Raw genomic sequence first — 20004 nt, 5'->3', positions numbered from 1 at the left:
AATTGGCAGAGAAGTGCAAAAAAAATCACTTTTGGCATACGCTTTGCTATTTCATTGGTGGTTAATACCGCATAGATTTTTGAATAATAATAATTAAAAATAATACAACTATGGGAAAAATTATTGGAATTGACTTGGGTACAACTAACAGTTGTGTTGCCGTATTTGAAGGCAACGAACCCGTTGTGATTGCAAATAGCGAAGGTAAGCGTACTACACCTTCTGTAGTGGGTTTTGTAGATGGCGGTGAGCGTAAGATCGGTGATCCTGCTAAACGTCAGGCTATTACCAATCCTCAGAAGACCGTTTACTCTATCAAGCGCTTCATGGGTGAGAACTGGCAGCAGACTGAGAAAGAAATCTCACGCGTACCTTATCATGTAGTAAATGAAGGTGGCTATCCTCGCGTAGATATCGATGGCCGCAAATATACTCCTCAGGAAATCTCAGCAATGGTACTTCAGAAGATGAAGAAGACTGCTGAGGATTATCTGGGACAGGAAGTGACCGAGGCTGTAATTACAGTTCCTGCTTACTTCTCTGACTCTCAGCGTCAGGCAACAAAGGAAGCCGGCCAGATTGCAGGTCTGAACGTACGTCGTATTGTAAACGAGCCTACTGCTGCTGCATTGGCTTACGGTATCGACAAGACCAATAAGGATATGAAGATTGCCGTGTTCGACCTTGGTGGCGGTACATTCGATATCTCTATCCTCGATTTCGGTGGTGGCGTATTTGAAGTACTTTCAACCAATGGTGACACTCACCTTGGTGGTGACGACTTCGACCAGGTAATCATCGACTGGTTGGTTCAGGAGTTCAAGAACGACGAGGGCGCTGACCTGAAGAATGATCCTATGGCTATGCAGCGTCTGAAGGAAGCAGCTGAAAAGGCAAAGATTGAGTTGTCAAGCTCTACATCAACAGAAATCAATCTTCCTTACATCACAGCTACTGCTGCAGGTCCTAAACACCTTGTAAAGACTCTTACACGTGCAAAGTTTGAACAGTTGGCTCATAACCTCATTCAGGCTTGTCTCGTACCATGTCAGAATGCAGTTCGCGATGCAGGTATCTCTGTAAGCGACATCGACGAGGTAATCCTCGTAGGTGGTTCAAGCCGTATTCCTGCTGTACAGACACTCGTTAAGAACTACTTCGGCAAGGAGCCTTCAAAGGGTGTTAACCCCGATGAGGTTGTTGCTGTAGGTGCTGCCATCCAGGGTGCTATTCTGAATCAGGAGACTGGTCAGGACATCGTGCTGCTCGACGTTACACCTCTTACACTGGGTATTGAGACCCTCGGTGGTGTGATGACCAAGTTGATCGAGGCCAACTCAACCATTCCTTGCAAGAAGAGTGAGACTTTCTCTACCGCTGCCGATAATCAGACAGAGGTAACCATTCATGTGCTGCAGGGTGAACGTCCTATGGCTGCTCAGAATAAGAGCATCGGCCAGTTCAACCTCACCGGTATTGCTCCCGCCCGTCGTGGTGTTCCTCAGATTGAAGTTACATTCGACATCGATGCCAACGGTATTCTGAAAGTATCAGCCAAAGATAAGGCTACTGGTAAGGAACAGGCCATCCGCATCGAGGCATCTTCAGGTCTTTCACAGGAAGAGATTGACCGCATGAAGGCTGAGGCTGAGAAGAATGCCGAGAACGACAAGAAGGAGCGTGAGCGCATCGATAAGATGAATCAGGCCGACTCTATGATTTTCCAGACCGAGACATTCCTCAACGAGAATGGCGACAAGCTGGGTGCCGACAAGGCCAACGTAGAGCAGGCTGTTCAGCAGCTGAAGGATGCTCACAAGAGCGGTGACATTGCTGCCATCGACAATGCCATCAACAACCTGAACACCGTTATGCAGGCTGCATCTCAGAAGATGTACCAGCAGGGTCAGGCTGGCCCTCAGCCCGGTGCCGACGCTGGTCAGCAGTATCAGGGTGGTCAGCAGGCTCAGTCGAATCCTAACGACAACATTCAGGATGCCGACTTCGAGGAGGTCAAATGAGACGCATAAGTAAAGACATAACAAAACACTATCAAATGGCGTGTAGCTCAATGAGTTACACGCCATTTGCTTTTTATGGGCTCATGTTTTCTATGTGCTTATTCTGCCTTTTTTTACGGCTTTTTTGTTACATGTGTGTAGCACGACAAAAACGTAGGAAAAGCCCGACTAAAACCTACTTATTCCTACTAATCCGTACTTAATAGTCGGTGACGTACAGGATACGAAAATGGGCGTTTGAGGGCTGTTTCAATTTGTTACATGTCACATATTAACTCATAAAAAGCAAAAAGATGCCAAATTTAGGACTTGAAATCAAAAGAAGGTGCGGAATCTGCGGAAAGGTGTTTATCATCAAAACGCTCGATAGCCTCTACTGCTGCAAGAAATGCAGTGATGTGGCTTACGCACGTAAGAAGAGAGCAGAAGCCAGAGAAAAGCAGTTGGCTTTGATTGCCAAAAGTGTTCCCAAGGTGAGAGAGTATATCTCCATCAGGGAAGCTGTTGCCATCTATGGTGTAGAACGCGATACGCTGTATCTGATGGTTCGTCGAGGTCAGATACCAAGCATCAACATTGGTACCAGGCTTACAAGAATAAACCGTAAGGATCTGGAGAAGATGTTTGCGAAGCGGCCGATAGCCAAGCACATCAAGGAAACACCTCTGCCCAAGAAGTACAGTCTCGAACCTGAGGACTGCTACACCATCGGAGAAGTCTGCGAGAAATACCACATCAACGATAGTTCTGTGTGGGCACATGTCAGAAAGTACTCCATCCCCTCTCGTCAAATTGGCAACTATGTGTATGTACCCAAAGAAGAAATTGATAACTTATATAAATCAGAAACAAAATGAGAAGACCTTTATTGCACACCAAAGTCACGGTTAAGCTCCGTAAGTCAATCTTCCGTGAAGAGTGGTACCTCTACATCGAGTCGTACCCTGTACGTAATCCGGGCAGCACAAAGCCTAAGAGAGTCATTGAGGCAGTTAACCGTACCATCACTACCCCTATCTGGGATATGACTGCCATCAGCAAGATTGATGAGGACGGTAACTACAAGTACAAACCGAAGCGGGATTCAAATGGCATCATCCAATGCACATCGCAGTTGGACAAGGAGGCATGTCGATATGCCGACAAGGTACGTGCCTTGCGTCAGCAGGAGTACGACACCGCCGTAGTTTATTCCGATAGAGAGCAGGAAATGATTGCTCAGAACGAACGCGGCGAACAGGATTTCATTGCATACTTCAACAGCATTATTTACAAGTGTCATCCTAACAGCTCTGACTCTATCATCGTCAACTGGACTCGTGTAGGTAAATTGCTGTCCATCTACTCTAAAGGAAAGCCCATCCCGTTCAAGACAATCTCAGCAAAACTACTTGAAGACATAAAGCTGTTCATGCTCTCTGCTCCACAGGGAGGTAACAAAGGTGGTACTCTCTCGCAAAACTCTGCCGCTACATATTTCTCTATTGTAAAGGCAGGTTTGCATCGTGCATTCATTGACGAATACCTTACTGTTGACATCGCAGCCAAGGTGAAAGGCATTCCTGATGTGAAAGTCAAGCGAGAAACATTGACACTTGAAGAAGCAGAAACATTGGCCAAGACTCCTTGTGAGAATGAAGTATTGAAGCGTGCTTTCTTCTTTGCTGTACTCACTGGTATCCGTCTGTGTGACATTCATGATCTTACATGGGGCGAAATAACTCAAACAGGAAGTGGATGGCGAGTGGACTTCACCCAGCGAAAGACACATGTGGTAGATTATCTCCCTATCAACGAACAGGCCTACTCCCTTTGCGGAGAACGTAGAGAACCAAATCAGCGTGTATTTGAAGGACTGACTGGTTCGTCTTGGATTTCTCGTCCATTGAAGAAATGGATTGAAGCATCGGGCATCAAGAAGCATATCACATTCCATTGCAGCCGTCACACCTTCGCAACTCTGCAACTCGAACGTGATACCGACATCTATACCATTAAAGGAATGCTTGGACATACGAATGTAAAGACCACTCAGATTTATGCTCACATTGTTGATAAGAGTAAGCGTAATGCTGCCGATGTCATCCATATTGAGAATCTTACTCCCACCAATGATAACGTAGAAAGTGTTCCTGCTATCTGATTTCTACCTGCTTTATCGGGTTGAGCCTCCGAGTTTTCGGGGGCTTTTTTATGTCATTACCCTTCCTTATTTACATGTTTTCATCACCTTTTGTTTTGTTGTTATAAAGCTCTGTCTATGAGGTTTATAGTATGATTTTTGCTGCAAAATCATACTCAAATCTTAAGCAATTATAATATCGGTCTGTTGAAACTCGAATTTTATGGCTGTTCGTAAAATAGTGACTTACTTTGCATTGCCATTCAACGAAAAAAGGCATAAAATTCAATTCAAAAAAATACAAGTATATGACCGAAACATTTCAGGTAAAATCGTTGGAGGAGATGCCAAGAGCATTGACCTACCTCATTGAAAAAGTTGACAGTCTTCAGGAGACAGTCAACACACTGCGACACAAACAGCAGGCCAGTGAATCACCTCGATGGATGAACATCGATGAGCTTTGTGCTTATCACCCCAGTCATCCCAAGAAGCAGACTGTCTATGAATGGGTATCTAAGAAGACAATTCCCTATCATAAGATGACCAAGGGACTTATGTTCCTACAGTCGGAAATAGATGAGTGGCTAAAAAAGGGCGCTCAGAAGTCCGAGGAAGATCTTATGCGTGAAGCCCGTGAATTTGTTCTTTCAAAGAAAGGGAAAGAAGTATGATGCAAGACTACGCAACCGATTTCTGGCGCGGTATGGACGACCTGCATGGATTCTCCTTTTACCGAAACCCCATTCAGAATATCGAGCCATGCCGTGCCATCACGGTGGTTGATGTCTATCGCTATCTTGTCGGTCACTATGCCAAGCCGCAGACCGACACACTCCGCTCATTGACATCACCCACAGAAGCTAAGAAGTACAAGGCAACGCACTTTGACTACTGTACTTTTTCGGGATTGTTTCGCAAGCGAAATGAGAAAGAGCTGATTCAGCACTCAGGTTTGTTGTGCCTCGATTTTGATCATGTCGGAAATCCCGACAGGTTCAAAGAGCAACTGCTAAAGCACGACTACTTCGATACGGAACTGATGTTCACGAGTCCCTCTGGCGATGGCGTGAAGTGGATTATCCCCATCGACTTGAAAGGCTGGGAACATTCCCGCTATTTCAAGGCTGTAGCCAACTGCATTGAGTCAACTGGATTACCTCCTGTGGATAAATCGGGAAGCGATGTGGCTCGTTCCTGCTTCCTGCCCTACGACCCACAGGCATACATTAACCCTAAATACTCGGAATATGTCGAAGAAAATATTTTCCGCCCAAGAATGGGAGAATGTCCCTTCTAAACAAGAGGCTTCGCTACCTGCCTTGCAGACACATGACACTCCTGAGACTACAACAGACCTCGCTACTGATATAGACAGAGTTGTTCAGGAGATTGAGGCCAATGGCGTTGACATTGCCCCCGATTATGGTATGTGGGTGAATATTGGTTTCGCTTTGGCCGATGGATTGGGAGAACGTGGACGAGACTTCTTTCACAGAGTCAGCCGACTCCATCCTGATTATGAGCCAGCGAACACAGACAAGCAGTTTACTCATTGTCTGAATGGCAGAGGCTCGGGTGTGACCATCGCCTCCTTCTTCCATTATGCAGCCCAGGCTGGCATCGAACTCCATCACTCTTTTAATACCATTTTACCAAATTACCAAAATGGTAAAACGGCAAAATGGGTAAAATCAGAAAGCGAACTGCCTCACTTCCCCGAGGAGATTTTCGGAGCTTTGCCGCCCTTCTTGCAGAAAGTAGTCGGCAATGCCATCTCCATTGAAGACCGCGATGTGATACTGCTTGGAGCTATTGGCTGCCTATCTGTCTGCTTCTACAATGTGTGTGGTGTCTATGATGAACGTGTGGTTTACTCCAACCTTTATCTGTTTGTTGTGGCCGAAGCCGGTATGGGCAAAGGAACTTTGACGCTCTGCCGTGAACTTGTGGCACCAATCAATCAACGTCTACACGAACAGACTGCCCAGAGGATGATTGAATATAAGCTTGAACTGTCCGAGTATCAGAAGTGCAAAGGCAAAAATCCTGAAGCGATGGAGCCAGTTACTCCACCACAGAAGACTCTTATCATTCCAGCCAATAGCAGCGCAAGCTCTTTGATTAGCATACTGCATGACAACGATGGTATAGGGCTACTCTTTGAGACCGAGGGTGACACGCTTAGCCAGACGCTCAAATCCGAGCATGGCAATTACTCCGACTTGCTCCGCAAGGCGTTCCATCATGAAACAATCAGTATGAGCCGTCGCAAAGATAGAGAATACTTGGAAATCGACAATCCGAGAGTCTCTGTAGTCTTGGCTGGTACTCCCGAACAGATACGCCACCTCATACCCGATGCGGAAAACGGACTGCTCAGCCGATTCATCTTCTATTTTATTCCCTTTCGTCGAGGAATACGCGATGTCTTCGCCACCGATGATGTGACTCGCTCGAAACATGCCGTATTCAAGATTATGGGTGATGAATTTCTACACTTGCTCGATATATTCATAAATCAAGGTTCTTTTGTATTCGTATTGCCAACTCATCTTCAACGTCGCTTTGTTGAGTGGCTGGCCAGGCTCAATGATGAGTGTTGCGATGAAGTTGACAATGGTATGCAGGGAATCGTCCGACGGTTGGGACTTATTGCCTTTCGCATGATGATGATGCTTACAGCCATTCGTGCATTCGATAGTTCCCTACCGCCAACCAGAACTCCAGACGGAAGGATTATTCTGGAGTGTTCCGAAGAGGATTTCAATACTGTGTTGTGTATTTGTGAGATCTTGCTCTATCACTCTATACACATCTATTTGAAGTTGCGTCTGACGAACAATCGCAATGTCCTCCCCGACATCGAGACTGGTGTCAATGCCCGTCGCTATGCGTTGTATCACAAACTTCCGGATGAGTTCGACAAATCCGTTTACGACCGAATCGTTTCTGAAATGAACGAGAATCCCAACACTGCCGCCAAGTGGATTGACAAGTTCATTCAGGACGGACGACTCAAGCGAACGAGCAAAGGCAATTATGTGAAGAGTTAGAAAAGTATTAAACCGGGCGAAAGCCCACAAAAAACACTTTCAAAATGAAACAGTTCAAGAAAAAGGAATTCGCCATCATTCCAACCAAAGTTAAGATGACAACTAAGGCAAACAAGCCTTCTATCAATACAATCAGTATGAATGAGCCCATGAAGGTTGTCATGGATTTCGATCGCAGCAAAACCGAATATGACGAACTTCCTTCTGGACGCAAGTATCTTACTCCTTCGGAGATTGTGGCCATTCAGGAACTCAATCTTGACGACAAGAGTCCTTTGGCAACTGTACGTGATGCCTTCACACTCCAGTGCATATTCGGTGGAAGTCTTGCTGCCAATGCTGGAAATAAGAAGGATATTGACGCATACTGCCGTTGTGTTGGCGTATTGCTAATCCTCGCTGGCATTGTGAAGCCTGTACAATCAATCTGTGCAACAAGTAGCAATCAGCAGGTTTCGTTCTATCACACATTCTATGCGAATCCCAAACTTGCAAGTTGCACCTATGCTGTCAACAGTCAGGTCTATGCTAATGTGTATTCCAAAATCTTAAATGCGTAGTGTATGAAAAATCTTATTATTCCTATTGATCATCTTGTGATGTTGGCTGAACTTGATGATAAGGACGCGGGACTGATGGCAAAAGCCATCGCCCAGTATGCCAACAAAGGTATTGCTCCTTCGTTCAGCAATAGTGCGCTCAAAGCTATCTTCACTCTGTTTCGCTCAATTATCGATGCGCAGCGTGAGTCTTCTGCAAAACGCAGCGAAATCAATACGACCAATGCCATGGGCAAAAAGTCGGCTGCAAAGAAGAAGGCCGCCAAGAGAGCAACTGCAACTGATAGCGAATCGCAGCAAATCGCAGACGATGCTACCGAAGCGTCAGAAGCAGTTGAGGAATCGCTCCCACTTGATGCAATCGAAGCGGTATATCCGAAACTCGGTACTTATCGCAACGAATCGCTCTCCATTTGGGAATCCTTCAGCGAAGAGAAGAAACGTAAAGCCATCGGTTACGTTCAAACCTACATCAGTCAAACGCCAAACGCCATTGACCAGATGTATCTGAACAGGTACCTCGGGGCTGAACCTTGGGAGAAGTAAGCCGTAACGAGTCTGCTTGCAGACATTATAACCCTTTGGTGTAGCCTAATACACCAAGCGCACTTGGCTGTTAGGCTCTCCGAGGGGTTGGGATCTGCCTAATGAAAGAGCAAGCTCTGGCAGAATAATTACATTTATGTCAAACCATTATACAGGATAACTATATGGGTAAAGGTAAGAAAGCTATGCTCGAAGTCAGCAAAATGAAGATGACTCCAGCACTCGGCGCAGAACATCAGCGCAAATGGGATGAGTCCCGATGGGACTGTAAACTTGATGACCCCGAACGTAATTATGACAAAAGTCGTGCGCATCTCAACTTCGAGGTACGCAAAGGAGGTGTCATCGCACCAGTAGATCAATTGGTCTGCATCAAGGAAAAAGTAGATGCACGTATCGTAGAATGGAAAGCTGAAAGGCTTGCTGCAACAGGCAAAGAGCCTATAGTCAGAAGCACTCAACATCTCTCTGTTTCTCTTGTTATAGGTGGGAACAGTGAACGCATGAATGAGCTTGCATTCGGAAATCAAGTGCTTCAAGAGCGAGGAAACAATGCTCACATCAAGCGTATGCCTGAGATAGAGCAGTTCGCTCTCGACAATTACAAGGCTCTCGCAGAACGTATCGGTGAGAAGAACATCATTTCTTTTATTGCACACTGTGACGAGAAGAATTGTCACATTCATGCGACCATTACTCCAATCTTGGAGGACGGTCGCCTATCCGCAAAGGACATGTTCGGAGGCGGTTCTCTTGTTGCAGCTCGCGACAAGATGCGTGAATGGCATGATTGGTATGCTGCCGTCAATGAGAAGTGGGGACTGGAACGTGGCGATGACATCCATGAAACAGGCGCACGTCACAAATCACTCGAAGAACACAACCGTGAACTGCATCGCGAGAACAAATCTCTCGAAGAGGAACTTGAAACTAAGCGTCGTGCAGTGAAAGGACTCACCACCATGATTGAGAATCTTACACGTCGTCAAGAGGAAATCCAATCACAGATAGCAGAACTTGAAGCGCAACAACAGGAATCCGACTCCAACAAGGAGGATATTCTGCGCCAGATAAAGTTTCTCAATCAAACGCTGACTGAAATCAGAATCAATTTGAGAGAAAAGCGAGGAAAACTTGACCAAGTTAATCAAGAATTGGATAGTCTCAAATCTACCTACAATGCCAAATTGAAAAGGTTGGACGCTATCATGAAGAAAGACAATGTCATGATAAACTATATCAACAGAGAAGCCGAGATTATTCTCAAAGCTTCAATTTTTGATCAAGTTCTATATGAAGCAGTCAAAATATGCCGAGAAATCCCCGAAGCAGATGCGATGGCAGAGGACACATTCATTGATGACCGTAACAATTTCCGTTGGAAGGATGTGCTAAGCACTGGTCTGAGAGTATTCATTGCCGGAATAGATGGCGCGACTGGCGTAGCCCAGGTGTCAGGCGGTGGCGGCACATCAAACGATATGCCATGGCGAGATAAGGATGAAGACTTTCTCGATTGGGCTCGCCGTGCTATGCGATATGCCCATGCCAAACATTATCCAGGCAATAGGCTCAAACGGTCGCTGAGCAAATAGTCCTCACGCGCATACGTATATATATTAAGGAGCAGGTATTTCCAAATTGGAAACACCTGCTTTTGTTTGACCATTCGTCCAGCACTATTAGAAAAATTTGAACACCCTTGGAAAATGTTACTATTCTTTCATTATTTAAATGAAACTTTTGGGGAATCAGTAATAAATACAAGACGCTTGCTGGCTCGTGAGATAGCTACATAAAAATTCTTAGCGTCTGAAAACTTATGGGCATCCATAACAATTACAGTGTCAAACTCTAATCCCTTTGTTAAGAGAGTAGTGCCTATACATCGACCATCAACAAATCTGCCTTGATGCCGAATTCGAGATTTATAAATCTTCATAGCATCAAATACTGACACTCCATTGTTTCTTACAATCTCCACACATGATTTTATTGCATAGAACACCTCTTTGTGACGACATTTTATACCGGGTAATTCCATGACATAATCAATGACATGAAACAATGTTTCAATATTGGTTTGTGTCTCGAACGCTTGAAAAAGTTGTTCCAGTTCTTTCCCTCTTTCTGCATTCTTAGATTTTTTGGAGATGATGTGATTCCCTTTTATCCATTTATCAACGGATGTTTTGGTAATATGCATAGAATCAAGTATATCAATAAGACGGTCTAGTCTTTTTATCTTTCGATTAGTGAGAATCTGTTCTATATACTTGTCTATAGCTTTGGCTACCGAATAGTACTCGGAGCTATCTATGGCATCTATCACACGGAACCTATTACTAAAGTCAAAAATTGACTTCAGAGATATTCTGTCACTCAAGTCTCCCCGTAAACGCTCTTGACCATATTTTGATATGTCTCGATATGATGGACAGATTATTAATAGGCTATCACTATCGTGTTTGTTTATGACTCCTCGTAACCAACGATTATAATCTATGTCATAATTGCCATGAGTCTTCGAGTATTGTTCTACAAATATCTGAGCATTTGTATTGGCACAAAGAGTAACTTCCTCTCCTTGTAACAGTTGCTGTCTCATGTTGAATATGGCAGTTCCCAAACATGGATTTGTATTGTGCCAGCGCCAAGGCGTTTTCAAAAAAACATATTGATTGAAGAAAGACAGGTCACGATTGAAATCTACTAATTGCTGGTGGTCAAAGGAGAAAATACCCTGCAAAGGATCGCCTAAAATATGCAGAGGTAATTCTTTAGCCAAGAGCATTATCATCTCATGTTGAGTTATTGTGCAATCCTGATACTCGTCTACAAAGATGCCTCCGTATGTATTAGTAATGACCGATTGAACAAGACGCGAGCACAATAAGTCTTTGCATTTAAAAACGGCTTGATTAAAATAATGTTTATCATCTTCATCTGGTAGAGCCGATTTTCCCATAAAGGCCAAGACGTAACGTTGAGCAAATCCTGTTATAGTTTCTAGTTCATAGCGTGAAGTTGGCACATTCTTTGCTCTGAATTTCTTGCGTAAAGACGCTATTCCTGCATGTGTATGAGTTAAAACGAGTTGACATACTCCATTTGGACATTGCAATAGACAATCAGCAATAGCTGTTGTCTTTCCATGTCCAGCAGGAGCGATAAGTACCCCACGATGACTATGTATGAAATCATTCAGTTCTGTCATCTGGTCAATTCTTGAATGTTCTTTTTTAGCACACTATCATCATGGATGGCATCAATAGAATCCATTACAATACAAGCAAGGAATTCTCCACCAGGAATATGTTTGAACCAAGGACGTTTCTTTGAAATTGCCAATTGCGTGATTTCATCTCGTATGTTCTTTTGCAAAGCATCATCCATAGTTTGTATAGTACGACTATTCAAGTCATCACTAACATCAATATTCAAAGCAGGAAAGTTTTCTTGATTACAGGCAAGAATTTCAGTCGCCGGCTTCGTTTATCAGGCGGAAAAAGTCGGTTTCCGCCAGCAAGAAATAATTCATGGTTCTGTCAATTTTGAAAATTACACTTTGTTTTCTGCCTGCGCACATGAATATAATTGGCAAAAAACGCGGCAGAAAATAAAAAATCCAACACTCAATTTTACAAAGTGCTGGATTTCAGAGGTATAAAATTCAGTATTTTTTCACAAGGACAAATTATCTCCGACTTAAATTGTTTGTAATCGGAACATTTATTCTATTCCTGAAAATAGAAATGTATGCTTGCCGCACATTTTGGCTATCTTGCTTTTTTATCAAGGATATAGATAATGCGACATACACCGTTGGGATAGCTTTTCAAAGAGGAAAGCGTCCAGTGTTGCTCTGGCAGAGCCGACTTAAAAAAATGTCGTCCGCTTCCGGATATGAAAGGAACGGTGTATAGTATGATTTCATCCACAGCGTGCATCCGCAGCAGTCCGTTTATATAGTCTGCCGTGTCCGGTGTGGCTTCCGCGAGGTAACGGATGTTTGTGCAGTCTTTTCTCCATTCGTGCAGCATTGAAATGGAATAGTCCGGTGTCACACGGTAAAAGGCTTTCTTCCTGATTTCATCAAGACCGCAACGGTCAAGGCACAAATCCTGATGTGCTTTATCATATAACTCTGAAGAAAGACATCCGTCCATCGTCAGTACGGCGAGAATCTGAACTTTACCCATAATCGTTTCCTTTCGTTAGGCAAGGGTAAAAAAGTAGCGTGCAATTCACACTACCTTCAAGCGATGGCTCTGGTAAAGCCTTTACGGAGAGTACGTGAATGCACGCTATGCGTAAGCATAGCATAAGCATCACGCAATCGTCTCCGTAGTTCCAATTTACCAGATTTTCGCTTGAAACGCCTTGCGGTCTTATCCTATATGTTGGCGGCGAAAAGCTCCTGCCAATCGCCGTTTTTCTCAAATGTTATGCAAAGATAGCCAAATTCAGTGAATTACGGGCTATGATTGCTTGAATTTATATTTAAGTCCATACTCTTCAAGTTTGCTGTATAGTGTTGTCCTGCCTATGCCGAGCAGTTCTGCGGCGACACTCCGGTTGCCGTTTGCCTGTTTCAACGCACGCAATATCCGCTCCTTATCCTCCGCGTCATTGCGCAAGGCGAAGCTGACAGTAGAGGTCGGTTTCGTCACGGCAAGTTCCAGATGCTCTTTCATGACAACACCTTCCTGCGCCTGCAATACAGCACCCATAACTTTCTGCCGAAGTTCCCGCACGTTGCCCGGCCATGCGTGTGTCAGCAACGCTTTACGTGCTTCGGAACTGAACCCGCTCACGCTACACTCCAGCTCTCTGTTTGCCATATCACGGAAGAACTCTGCCAGCGGCATAATGTCTTCTTGACAGTCACGCAACGGAGGAACGGTTATCCCGAAGTCGTGCAGGCGGTACAGAAGATCCTGCCGAAAACGCTTTTCATTCACCGATACCTCCAAATCTTCATTGGTAGCAGCGATGATGCGGACATTGAAATTCCGGTCTGCCTTGTCTCCGACCGGGCGATACCGCCTCTCCTGTATGGCACGGAGCAACATCTGTTGGGTTTCCAACGCGAGGTTTCCTACCTCGTCCAGAAACAACGTGCCGCCTTCCGCCTCATGGAAATATCCTTTCTTGGCATTGTCCGCACCTGTAAATGCACCTTTGACGTGTCCGAAGAAAGCCGACGGTGCAAGCTCTTTGGAGAGTGAACCGCAGTCCACCGCCACAAATGGCTTGCCTGCACGTTTGCTCTTGTCATGCAACAGGTGGGCAATATGCTCCTTGCCCGTGCCGTTCTCACCAAATATCATCACGCTCATATCGGTGGCGGCTACCAGCCTTATGCGGTGCATGATTTTCTGAAAGGCGGAACCTTCACGGGCGAATATAGGCATACGGCGTTGTCCTGCCTGACGTTCTTTCAGTATGGAACGGATCAGGGGGACAAGTTTATCCTCCACAAGCTGTTTGGGAATATAGTCTATCGAGCCGAGTTTCATGCTTTCCACGGCGGTATTAACTTCGGCGTAGTCGGTCATAATGATGAAGGGCTGCATCTTTCCCTCCTTTCGCATCCAGCACAAAAGGTCTATGCCACTGCCGTCAGGCAGACGCAGGTCGGCAACCACGATATCATTATCTGTTGCCTGTTGCAGATGTTTCTTCGCGGTTGAGAGGTGGTAAGCCTTCATATTGCGGTAGCCCTCCCGTGACAGCATATTGCAGACATATTCGCAATACACGATGTTGTCTTCCACCACAATTATTTTTGTCTTATTCATCTTCGTATTTTCTCCTTTCCTCTTCTGCCAACCGTATTATTTCCACTCCCTTATCCAGCACGGCAGTCACGGCATGGCTTAACGCTTCACCATCCGGGAGAGCATCGCCACGAAGCAATCCGTAAAGTACATTCAGCGGTTGGTCGGCACGGAGCACCTCCCACGAACTGCGCAGGTGGTGGATCAGGGAATCCAGCTTTTGCAGGTCTTTTTCTTTTGCTGCATCCCGTACCGCCTGCATTTCCTTTTCTGTTTCAGTTATCAACTTTTCCAGCATGACGGCTTCATTGCCATAGGACAATAAGGCGGAAAAGTCCGGTTTCCCGTCCGGTGTCGCTTTTATGGCACACCTGTCGGAAACCTCCATCAGTTCCGATATGGAGAACGGTTTGAACAGGCATCCGGCAAAGCCTTTTGCCAATAGTTCCCCTTTGTTACAACTGCCCGAAGCGGTTGCCACAACCACCGGGATTGTTGGTGAATTGCCCACGTTGGACGAACGCAACAGTTCCAGCAATTCGAAACCGTTTATATCGGGCATATTCAAGTCTGTCAGCAACAGGCTGTATTCTTTCTGGCGTATCATTTCCATCAGTGCCGCAGCATCGGTGCAAGTGTCGCAGTGTATTCCTTCTTGGGAATACATCTCTTTCAGCATCAGAAGTAATACCTCATCATTGTCAATGGCGACAACATCATGGAATTTATTGTTATGATAAACAGGTGTATTGCTTGTATATCCAAGCTGTTCTTCAGCTTCCTGCATAGAAATTTCAACTGTGAAACGACTGCCTTTCCCTTTCTTGCTGTCTAAACGGATTGTTCCGCCAAGCATCGACACAATATTACGCATTATGGCAAGCCCAAGCCCGAAACCCTCCTTTGCGGCGGCATTTGATAGACGTTCAAACGCACCGAACGCTTGTTTCTGTTCCTCTTCTGTCATGCCTGTACCTGTATCTTCAACGACCAGTGTCAGAACTCCATTATCATATTCAGTAATCAAAGAAACACCGCCTTCTTCTGTGAACTTGACAGCGTTTGACAGCAGGTTATTCCCGATTTGTATTATTCGCTCTTTGTCGGTCAATACAATGGCATCGTGTCCAGTCTTCACGGACAAGGACAGCCCTTTGTTCACGGCAACAGGCATGAACTCCGTTTCAAGTGTGTGCGTGATTGCTGAAATCCGGCAGGGTGACAGACGGGGCTGTTCCTTGCCGTTGTCCAGGCGGAAGAAGTCAAGCAAAGTGTTAAGCATATCCCGCATACGGTCGGAGGATTGCAGTATGTTTTGGATATACTGCCCGGACTTATCCTCACACTGTTCTTTCCGTATCAGTCCGGCATAGCCTGTTATTGCTGTCAGCGGTGTGCGCAGTTCATGGGTGATAGTATGTACCGCCTTCTTCCTTGACGTTATCAGTGCCTCGTTCCGTTGTACGGATTGTTCCAGTTGCCTTATCAAATCAGTTGTCTTGTGCTTGTATTGTTTAATGCTTTTTGCATCACGATGTATGATGATGTAGGAAATTAACAACAATAGAAGAACGAATCCCATTAAACCGCCTACTTGCATAAATGACTTTTCACGCATGGCAACTATTTCGTTTTCCCGGCTTTGCAGTTCGGTTTGTACCTTTTCTTCTATTTGGCAAATCAATTCTTGCAGTTGTCTGTTAAGTTCTGCATTACGAGCTGCAAGGCTGTCGGCTTGTTCCGACAATTGGCGATCCTGCACTTTCTGTTCGCTGATTACGTTTCTATTGACCGAATGAAGGATAGTGGTTGATACTGCTGGAGTTACTTCCTTTTTTTTGCCGAATATGCCTAAGAAACCTTTTCGTTTTGGCTTTTTGGACTGTTCCTGCACACTTTTCTGTACAATAACCGGAATTTGATTGGCTATCTTCTTGTTAATAGATTGTTGTTCATCCATTAACCGGACTATCTGGAACATCTGTCGTTCCTTATCCTCTAAAAGACTGCGCACACTATCGATGCGCTCTGCTGGATAGGTGGCCTTGAAACGGCAGAGCATACTGTCCATTGCCATACGCCGTGCATGGTAATGCTCGATATCTTTATCGTTCCATTCCAGTATTGTTTCACCCAATAGAGAAAATTTTATCATTTGAATATTGATATTGTTTATTTCTTTTCGGAGCTCGTCTATTTTTTTATTGCCAAGTTCTAATGCTTCTATCTCCTGCCATTCATAGAGGCTATTATATGCCATACATCCGATAAGAATGGAGATAAGTATATATCCCAACCGTATTGCCTTATAGAAATTTCCTGACCGCTCCATTATTTTAATGACATTGATTTTTGGAACATGAATAAAAGTTTATCTTTTTCGTTCATGCGGATATTATCAGAATAACCGTCTTTTGTTATTTGATACCCACATGGCTTAACCATAAAAATGCCTAAGCCCTTAGTGTACGAACTTACTTCTGAGGCATAGTCTTTACTTGTATTTAATGGAACTTTCCCTTTAATATGACACCACTCATTATTACAACTGATGTCTTCAATCTCAGACATCAGTTTTTGCAAATCTGTAATAGCTTTGGAACTCGCTACTTGGGGTATCTGCAACTCAAAACAGAGCATCGGTTCGAGAATGTCCACACCTGACTGTTGCAAAGCCAGCCTGAAGACATAAGGGGTCAGCTGTCTGAAATCAGCAGGTGTACTTACCGGGCTATAATACTCGGCTTGAGTAAAAGTTACTTTCAGATCTGTCACTTCCCATCCATGTAAACCAGATTGGCAAGACATACGAATCCCTTCAAAAACGGCATTTTGAAAAGAATGGTTCAGATAACCATAGGAGATGTCACTTTCGATTTGCAACCCTGCCCCTAACGGTAAGGGTTCAAGAGTCAGCCCTATTGTGGCCCAGTAAGGGTTGGGTGGTACTTCGATCTGAATAATCTTATTGACCTTTTTTATAGGTCGTTCTTTGTAGATAGTCTTGATCTCATCAAAATGGACCTTTACGGAAAATCGTTCTTCCAGCAATGTCTGTATGATTTCCTTTTGGGTCAAACCATATAACGAGATTTCCAATTCATCACTATATGAGTTTATGGAAAAGGACAAAGACGGGTCTTCAATCCACAATGTATTCAGAGCGGATATCACCTTGCTTCTCTCTTCGGGCTTATTTGGCCGGACGGAGGATTTGAGAGCGGGATGCTGATGAGATAATCCTTGAATCAAACAAGGTTTAGCACCTAAATAATCTCCGATTCGAAAATCTTCTATATCTTCTACAATCGCGATATCATTGGCACCCACTTCATCAACATTTATCTCTCTGCCCTGATAAATAGTCTTTAGATTTTTAATCTTGATGAATTTTTCCGAATCGTTGATTCTTACAACGTCTCGAAGTCTCAGACTTCCGTCAATTATTTTAAGAAAACTTCTTTTATGCCCTTTGGGGTCATGCTCTATCTTATAGAGATAAGCTGAAAGTCTGTTTGAGACTGATGCCGGAGGAAGTATAAAAGAAGAAATGGCGTCCAACAACTCATTGATACCGATATTGAACATTGCTGATCCATGTAGCACCGGATAGACTTTGGCTTTTGCCACAAGAGCGATTATCGTATTCCAATAATCAGCCGGTGAAATTTCGCTATCCGCCAAATATCGTTCTAATATATCGTCGTCATGGTTGCATACAAATTCTTTGTATTCTTCCTTTATATATGTTTGGGAGCAAACCGGATAAACCGATCCATCGACAACAGTTTGCATAAACAGGACATCTTGCGACAGATTTGTTTTTATATCCATATACAAACGCTCCAAATTCACACCGGCACGGTCAATCTTATTGATAAATATAATTGTCGGGATTTGCAGCTTTTGTAAAGTACTGAACAGCAACTTTGTCTGCGCTTGTATGCCTTCCTTTGCGGATAAGATGAGGACTGCTCCATCAAGCATTTTGAATGTCCGCTCCACTTCCGCAATAAAATCCATGTGTCCCGGAGTGTCAATGATATTGCATTTCACTCCATTCCAGATAATAGATGTCGTAGAAGCCCGGACAGTAATTCCTCTACGTTTCTCTATATCCATAGAGTCCGTTATGGTGTCACCATTATCCACACGGCCGCACTTTTCCGTTGCTCCACTGGCAAACAGCAGATTCTCGGTTACGGAAGTTTTTCCTGCATCAATGTGAGCAAGAATTCCTAAATTTATAATATTCATTTGGATTAAGCAATAATATACTACAATAGATGCATTGTCGAAACGCACCTTTTAATACCTCCTCGTAGCATATGAGAACTACAGGATTACTAACTCGTATTAATATGTATATTATTACTGCCGCATAACGATTACAAAATTACACAAAAAAAATATATCTAACAAAAGTGGGAGGATTTTTTAACTTTTTTTACCATAGACATTTTATTAGGGAAGCGTAGGTTCAACTGGCAAGTACAAATAAGTAGAAATGTTTGAACAACACCGTTTTAGGAAGTTGAAAAATCAAGTTTCTCTCTCGGTATAGCGTTTATTTTGGCCAATATCTTCTTTAGTTTAGCATTTGTGTATTTCCCATTCGTGTTCTATTTAGCTCCTTATTATGAGTATGTAGCAAGTTACTTATCAAATTCAGCCTCTTTGAGGGTCAAATATGGTTTTGCAAATGGTGACTGACAAGACATAAACAAGGTCAGCAGGAATTTTTTACATAAATGGACATGAATGTATATAACCTAAAATAAGAATAAATTTTAATAAGGGCTGCCCAAAAAGAAAAAAATGCAGTTGCCATCCTATAGATACTTGCAGAAAGGATAAAATTTACTTTTAGACCTTTTGGGATAGCCCTTATTAATACTTCAGATAAAATTCCTTAGGTTATATTTTCAATCCTTTGGACCGGGTTTCCTCCTTGGCATACAGTCCCGGACGCCCGATTATGACATGGTTGGCAACGATACTATCCGCCGGACTGCGTATCTGCGGCGGTGCATTTTCGGGATATTGCGCCTGCCTGTTCCTCACATCTTCCGCTTCCGGCTTGAGCTGTTGCCCTTCATTCTCCTTTTCTGCGACTTCGGGCGTGGGTGGCGCAAGCTCCAGCTGAATTTTTCGGTCAAGGGCGGCAAGTTCGGACTTCAACTGCTTCAGCTCGTCCTCCTTCTTCCACACCTTACCCGCTATCTCCTGTAACTGCGGTATCTCCATCTCCAGCACCTCGTTCTTCGCCTTGTACTGGTCGATGATGGAGGGTATCCTCTCCATCGCGTTGAGGAAGTTGCGGGCGGCGGCCAACGGGTCAGCCATCGCCAGATGCCCGTTGTTGTAGGTGTACTTGTAGTTCCCCTCGACCACGAAGCGGTTGTCGGTGAACTCCAATCCCTCTTTGAGTATCCTTTCGCTCACCACCTTTATCGGAAAACCGTAAAGTTCACCGACCTGCGTGTACAACCCTCCGGTCGTGGCATTCTTGGCTATCTCCTGCAAACGCTTTCCGATGACCTTCTCATCGGCGGAATCCACTCCGTCCACCTTTATTATATTAAGGCGGTTGCCCTCCTTGTCGGTCTGCACCACCGACAGGAAGCGGTTCCAGTCCTCCGTCATGGCATCTATGAAAGCCGTGTTGTTGCGCAACTCGCCGGTCTTTGACTCCAGCTTGAACTCCGAATCACGCTTGCCCTTGTTGAACGACTTGCGTTCCCCTTCGAGCGATGCGATCCGCTTTTCTGCACATAGTTCAGAATGTGGGTCACGCACTCGTCCATGTTCTTGGCAGGGTTGCGGTACTTCTTTGCAAATAGCGCATCTTCCTCCGCACGCTGTTCCAAGTACATATATATCGTTCTCTTGAAATGGTCTGTTCCTTTCATATCG

The 20004-nt window shown here is 44.4% G+C and carries 15 protein-coding genes and 3 pseudogenes; 9 read left to right on the top strand and 9 right to left on the bottom strand.

What is annotated here, in order from left to right:
- The first annotated feature begins 110 nt into the window (after nt 1–110).
- The 9 genes from dnaK (at nt 111) to mobV (ending at nt 9900) form a co-directional block, all read left to right on the top strand.
- Nucleotides 111–2021: a molecular chaperone DnaK gene (gene dnaK, locus L6475_RS02920; protein ID WP_237822334.1), complete on the top strand. Its 1911-nt coding sequence runs from the start codon at nt 111–113 to the stop codon at nt 2019–2021.
- Nucleotides 2022–2314: 293 nt separating this feature from the next.
- Nucleotides 2315–2878: a helix-turn-helix domain-containing protein gene (locus L6475_RS02915; RefSeq protein ID WP_237822332.1), complete on the top strand. Its 564-nt coding sequence runs from the start codon at nt 2315–2317 to the stop codon at nt 2876–2878.
- Nucleotides 2875–4164, top strand: coding sequence for a site-specific integrase (locus L6475_RS02910; RefSeq protein WP_237822330.1), 1290 nt, complete (start codon nt 2875–2877; stop codon nt 4162–4164). The genes L6475_RS02915 and L6475_RS02910 overlap by 4 nt, the downstream gene beginning before the upstream one ends.
- A 287-nt stretch (nt 4165–4451) precedes the next feature.
- Complete coding sequence (locus L6475_RS02905; RefSeq protein WP_237822328.1) at nt 4452–4817, top strand: helix-turn-helix domain-containing protein; 366 nt, start codon at nt 4452–4454, stop codon at nt 4815–4817.
- 32 nt (nt 4818–4849) lie between these two features.
- Nucleotides 4850–5443, top strand: a complete 594-nt coding sequence (locus L6475_RS02900) for a BT4734/BF3469 family protein (RefSeq protein WP_237823977.1) — start codon at nt 4850–4852, stop codon at nt 5441–5443.
- Nucleotides 5394–7199 (top strand): DUF3987 domain-containing protein, encoded by a 1806-nt coding sequence (locus L6475_RS02895; RefSeq protein ID WP_237822326.1) that lies wholly within the window; start codon nt 5394–5396, stop codon nt 7197–7199. The genes L6475_RS02900 and L6475_RS02895 overlap by 50 nt, the downstream gene beginning before the upstream one ends.
- A gap of 44 nt (nt 7200–7243) precedes the next feature.
- Nucleotides 7244–7759 carry a hypothetical protein gene (locus tag L6475_RS02890; RefSeq protein WP_237822323.1) on the top strand — a complete coding sequence of 172 codons (516 nt, stop codon included), beginning with the start codon at nt 7244–7246 and terminating at the stop codon, nt 7757–7759.
- A gap of 3 nt (nt 7760–7762) precedes the next feature.
- Nucleotides 7763–8305, top strand: a complete 543-nt coding sequence (locus tag L6475_RS02885; protein WP_237822321.1) for a DUF6291 domain-containing protein — start codon at nt 7763–7765, stop codon at nt 8303–8305.
- Nucleotides 8306–8469: 164 nt separating this feature from the next.
- On the top strand, nt 8470–9900 hold the full coding sequence (mobV, locus tag L6475_RS02880; protein ID WP_237822319.1) for a MobV family relaxase: 1431 nt from the start codon (nt 8470–8472) through the stop codon (nt 9898–9900).
- Between the two features lie 131 nt (nt 9901–10031).
- Here the strand turns inward: mobV and L6475_RS02875 are convergent, their stop codons facing one another.
- The 9 genes and pseudogenes from L6475_RS02875 to L6475_RS02835 form a co-directional block, all read right to left on the bottom strand.
- Nucleotides 10032–11522, bottom strand: coding sequence for a UvrD-helicase domain-containing protein (locus L6475_RS02875; protein ID WP_237822317.1), 1491 nt, complete (start codon nt 11520–11522; stop codon nt 10032–10034).
- Nucleotides 11519–11749, bottom strand: coding sequence for a hypothetical protein (locus tag L6475_RS02870; protein ID WP_237822315.1), 231 nt, complete (start codon nt 11747–11749; stop codon nt 11519–11521). The genes L6475_RS02875 and L6475_RS02870 overlap by 4 nt, the downstream gene beginning before the upstream one ends.
- 37 nt (nt 11750–11786) lie before the next feature.
- Nucleotides 11787–11894, bottom strand: a pseudogene (locus L6475_RS02865) (RteC protein); the annotation flags it as partial.
- A gap of 190 nt (nt 11895–12084) precedes the next feature.
- Nucleotides 12085–12507, bottom strand: coding sequence for a dihydrofolate reductase family protein (locus tag L6475_RS02860; RefSeq protein ID WP_004291474.1), 423 nt, complete (start codon nt 12505–12507; stop codon nt 12085–12087).
- 279 nt (nt 12508–12786) lie between these two features.
- A complete protein-coding gene (locus tag L6475_RS02855; RefSeq protein WP_004291471.1) occupies nt 12787–14109 on the bottom strand; it encodes a sigma-54 dependent transcriptional regulator in 1323 nt (440 codons plus the stop codon).
- The gene (locus L6475_RS02850; protein ID WP_004291467.1) at nt 14102–16420 is read right to left on the bottom strand and encodes an ATP-binding protein; all 2319 of its coding nucleotides are present in this window, start codon (nt 16418–16420) and stop codon (nt 14102–14104) included. The genes L6475_RS02855 and L6475_RS02850 overlap by 8 nt, the downstream gene beginning before the upstream one ends.
- Nucleotides 16420–18345, bottom strand: a complete 1926-nt coding sequence (gene tet(Q) / locus L6475_RS02845) for a tetracycline resistance ribosomal protection protein Tet(Q) (RefSeq protein WP_004291466.1) — start codon at nt 18343–18345, stop codon at nt 16420–16422. The genes L6475_RS02850 and tet(Q) overlap by 1 nt, the downstream gene beginning before the upstream one ends.
- Before the next feature lie 660 nt (nt 18346–19005).
- Nucleotides 19006–19857 (bottom strand): annotated as a pseudogene (locus tag L6475_RS02840) (hypothetical protein); the annotation flags it as partial.
- Nucleotides 19848–20000: pseudogene (locus L6475_RS02835) on the bottom strand (Cas9 inhibitor AcrIIA9 family protein); the annotation flags it as partial. The pseudogenes L6475_RS02840 and L6475_RS02835, both read right to left, overlap by 10 nt.
- Nucleotides 20001–20004: the final 4 nt, after the last annotated feature.

Origin of the sequence: Prevotella sp. E9-3 (genome assembly GCF_022024015.1) — a bacterium.
Classification (GTDB): Bacteria; Bacteroidota; Bacteroidia; order Bacteroidales; family Bacteroidaceae; genus Prevotella.
The sequence above is the reverse complement of the archived record's forward strand: the minus strand, read 5'-3'. Positions and strand labels throughout refer to the sequence as shown.

Bases quoted from the DNA above. Each gene is read 5' to 3' on its own strand.
- L6475_RS02910 (WP_237822330.1), top strand. From the start codon at position 2,875: ATGAGAAGACCTTTATTGCACACCAAAGTCACGGTTAAGCTCCGTAAG.
- L6475_RS02855 (WP_004291471.1), bottom strand. From the start codon at position 14,109: ATGAATAAGACAAAAATAATTGTGGTGGAAGACAACATCGTGTATTGC.
- L6475_RS02905 (WP_237822328.1), top strand. From the start codon at position 4,452: ATGACCGAAACATTTCAGGTAAAATCGTTGGAGGAGATGCCAAGAGCA.
- L6475_RS02850 (WP_004291467.1), bottom strand. From the start codon at position 16,420: ATGGAGCGGTCAGGAAATTTCTATAAGGCAATACGGTTGGGATATATA.
- L6475_RS02885 (WP_237822321.1), top strand. From the start codon at position 7,763: ATGAAAAATCTTATTATTCCTATTGATCATCTTGTGATGTTGGCTGAA.
- L6475_RS02860 (WP_004291474.1), bottom strand. From the start codon at position 12,507: ATGGGTAAAGTTCAGATTCTCGCCGTACTGACGATGGACGGATGTCTT.
- L6475_RS02875 (WP_237822317.1), bottom strand. From the start codon at position 11,522: ATGACAGAACTGAATGATTTCATACATAGTCATCGTGGGGTACTTATC.
- L6475_RS02900 (WP_237823977.1), top strand. From the start codon at position 4,850: ATGGACGACCTGCATGGATTCTCCTTTTACCGAAACCCCATTCAGAAT.
- dnaK (WP_237822334.1), top strand. From the start codon at position 111: ATGGGAAAAATTATTGGAATTGACTTGGGTACAACTAACAGTTGTGTT.
- mobV (WP_237822319.1), top strand. From the start codon at position 8,470: ATGGGTAAAGGTAAGAAAGCTATGCTCGAAGTCAGCAAAATGAAGATG.
- L6475_RS02890 (WP_237822323.1), top strand. From the start codon at position 7,244: ATGAAACAGTTCAAGAAAAAGGAATTCGCCATCATTCCAACCAAAGTT.
- L6475_RS02915 (WP_237822332.1), top strand. From the start codon at position 2,315: ATGCCAAATTTAGGACTTGAAATCAAAAGAAGGTGCGGAATCTGCGGA.
- L6475_RS02895 (WP_237822326.1), top strand. From the start codon at position 5,394: ATGTCGAAGAAAATATTTTCCGCCCAAGAATGGGAGAATGTCCCTTCT.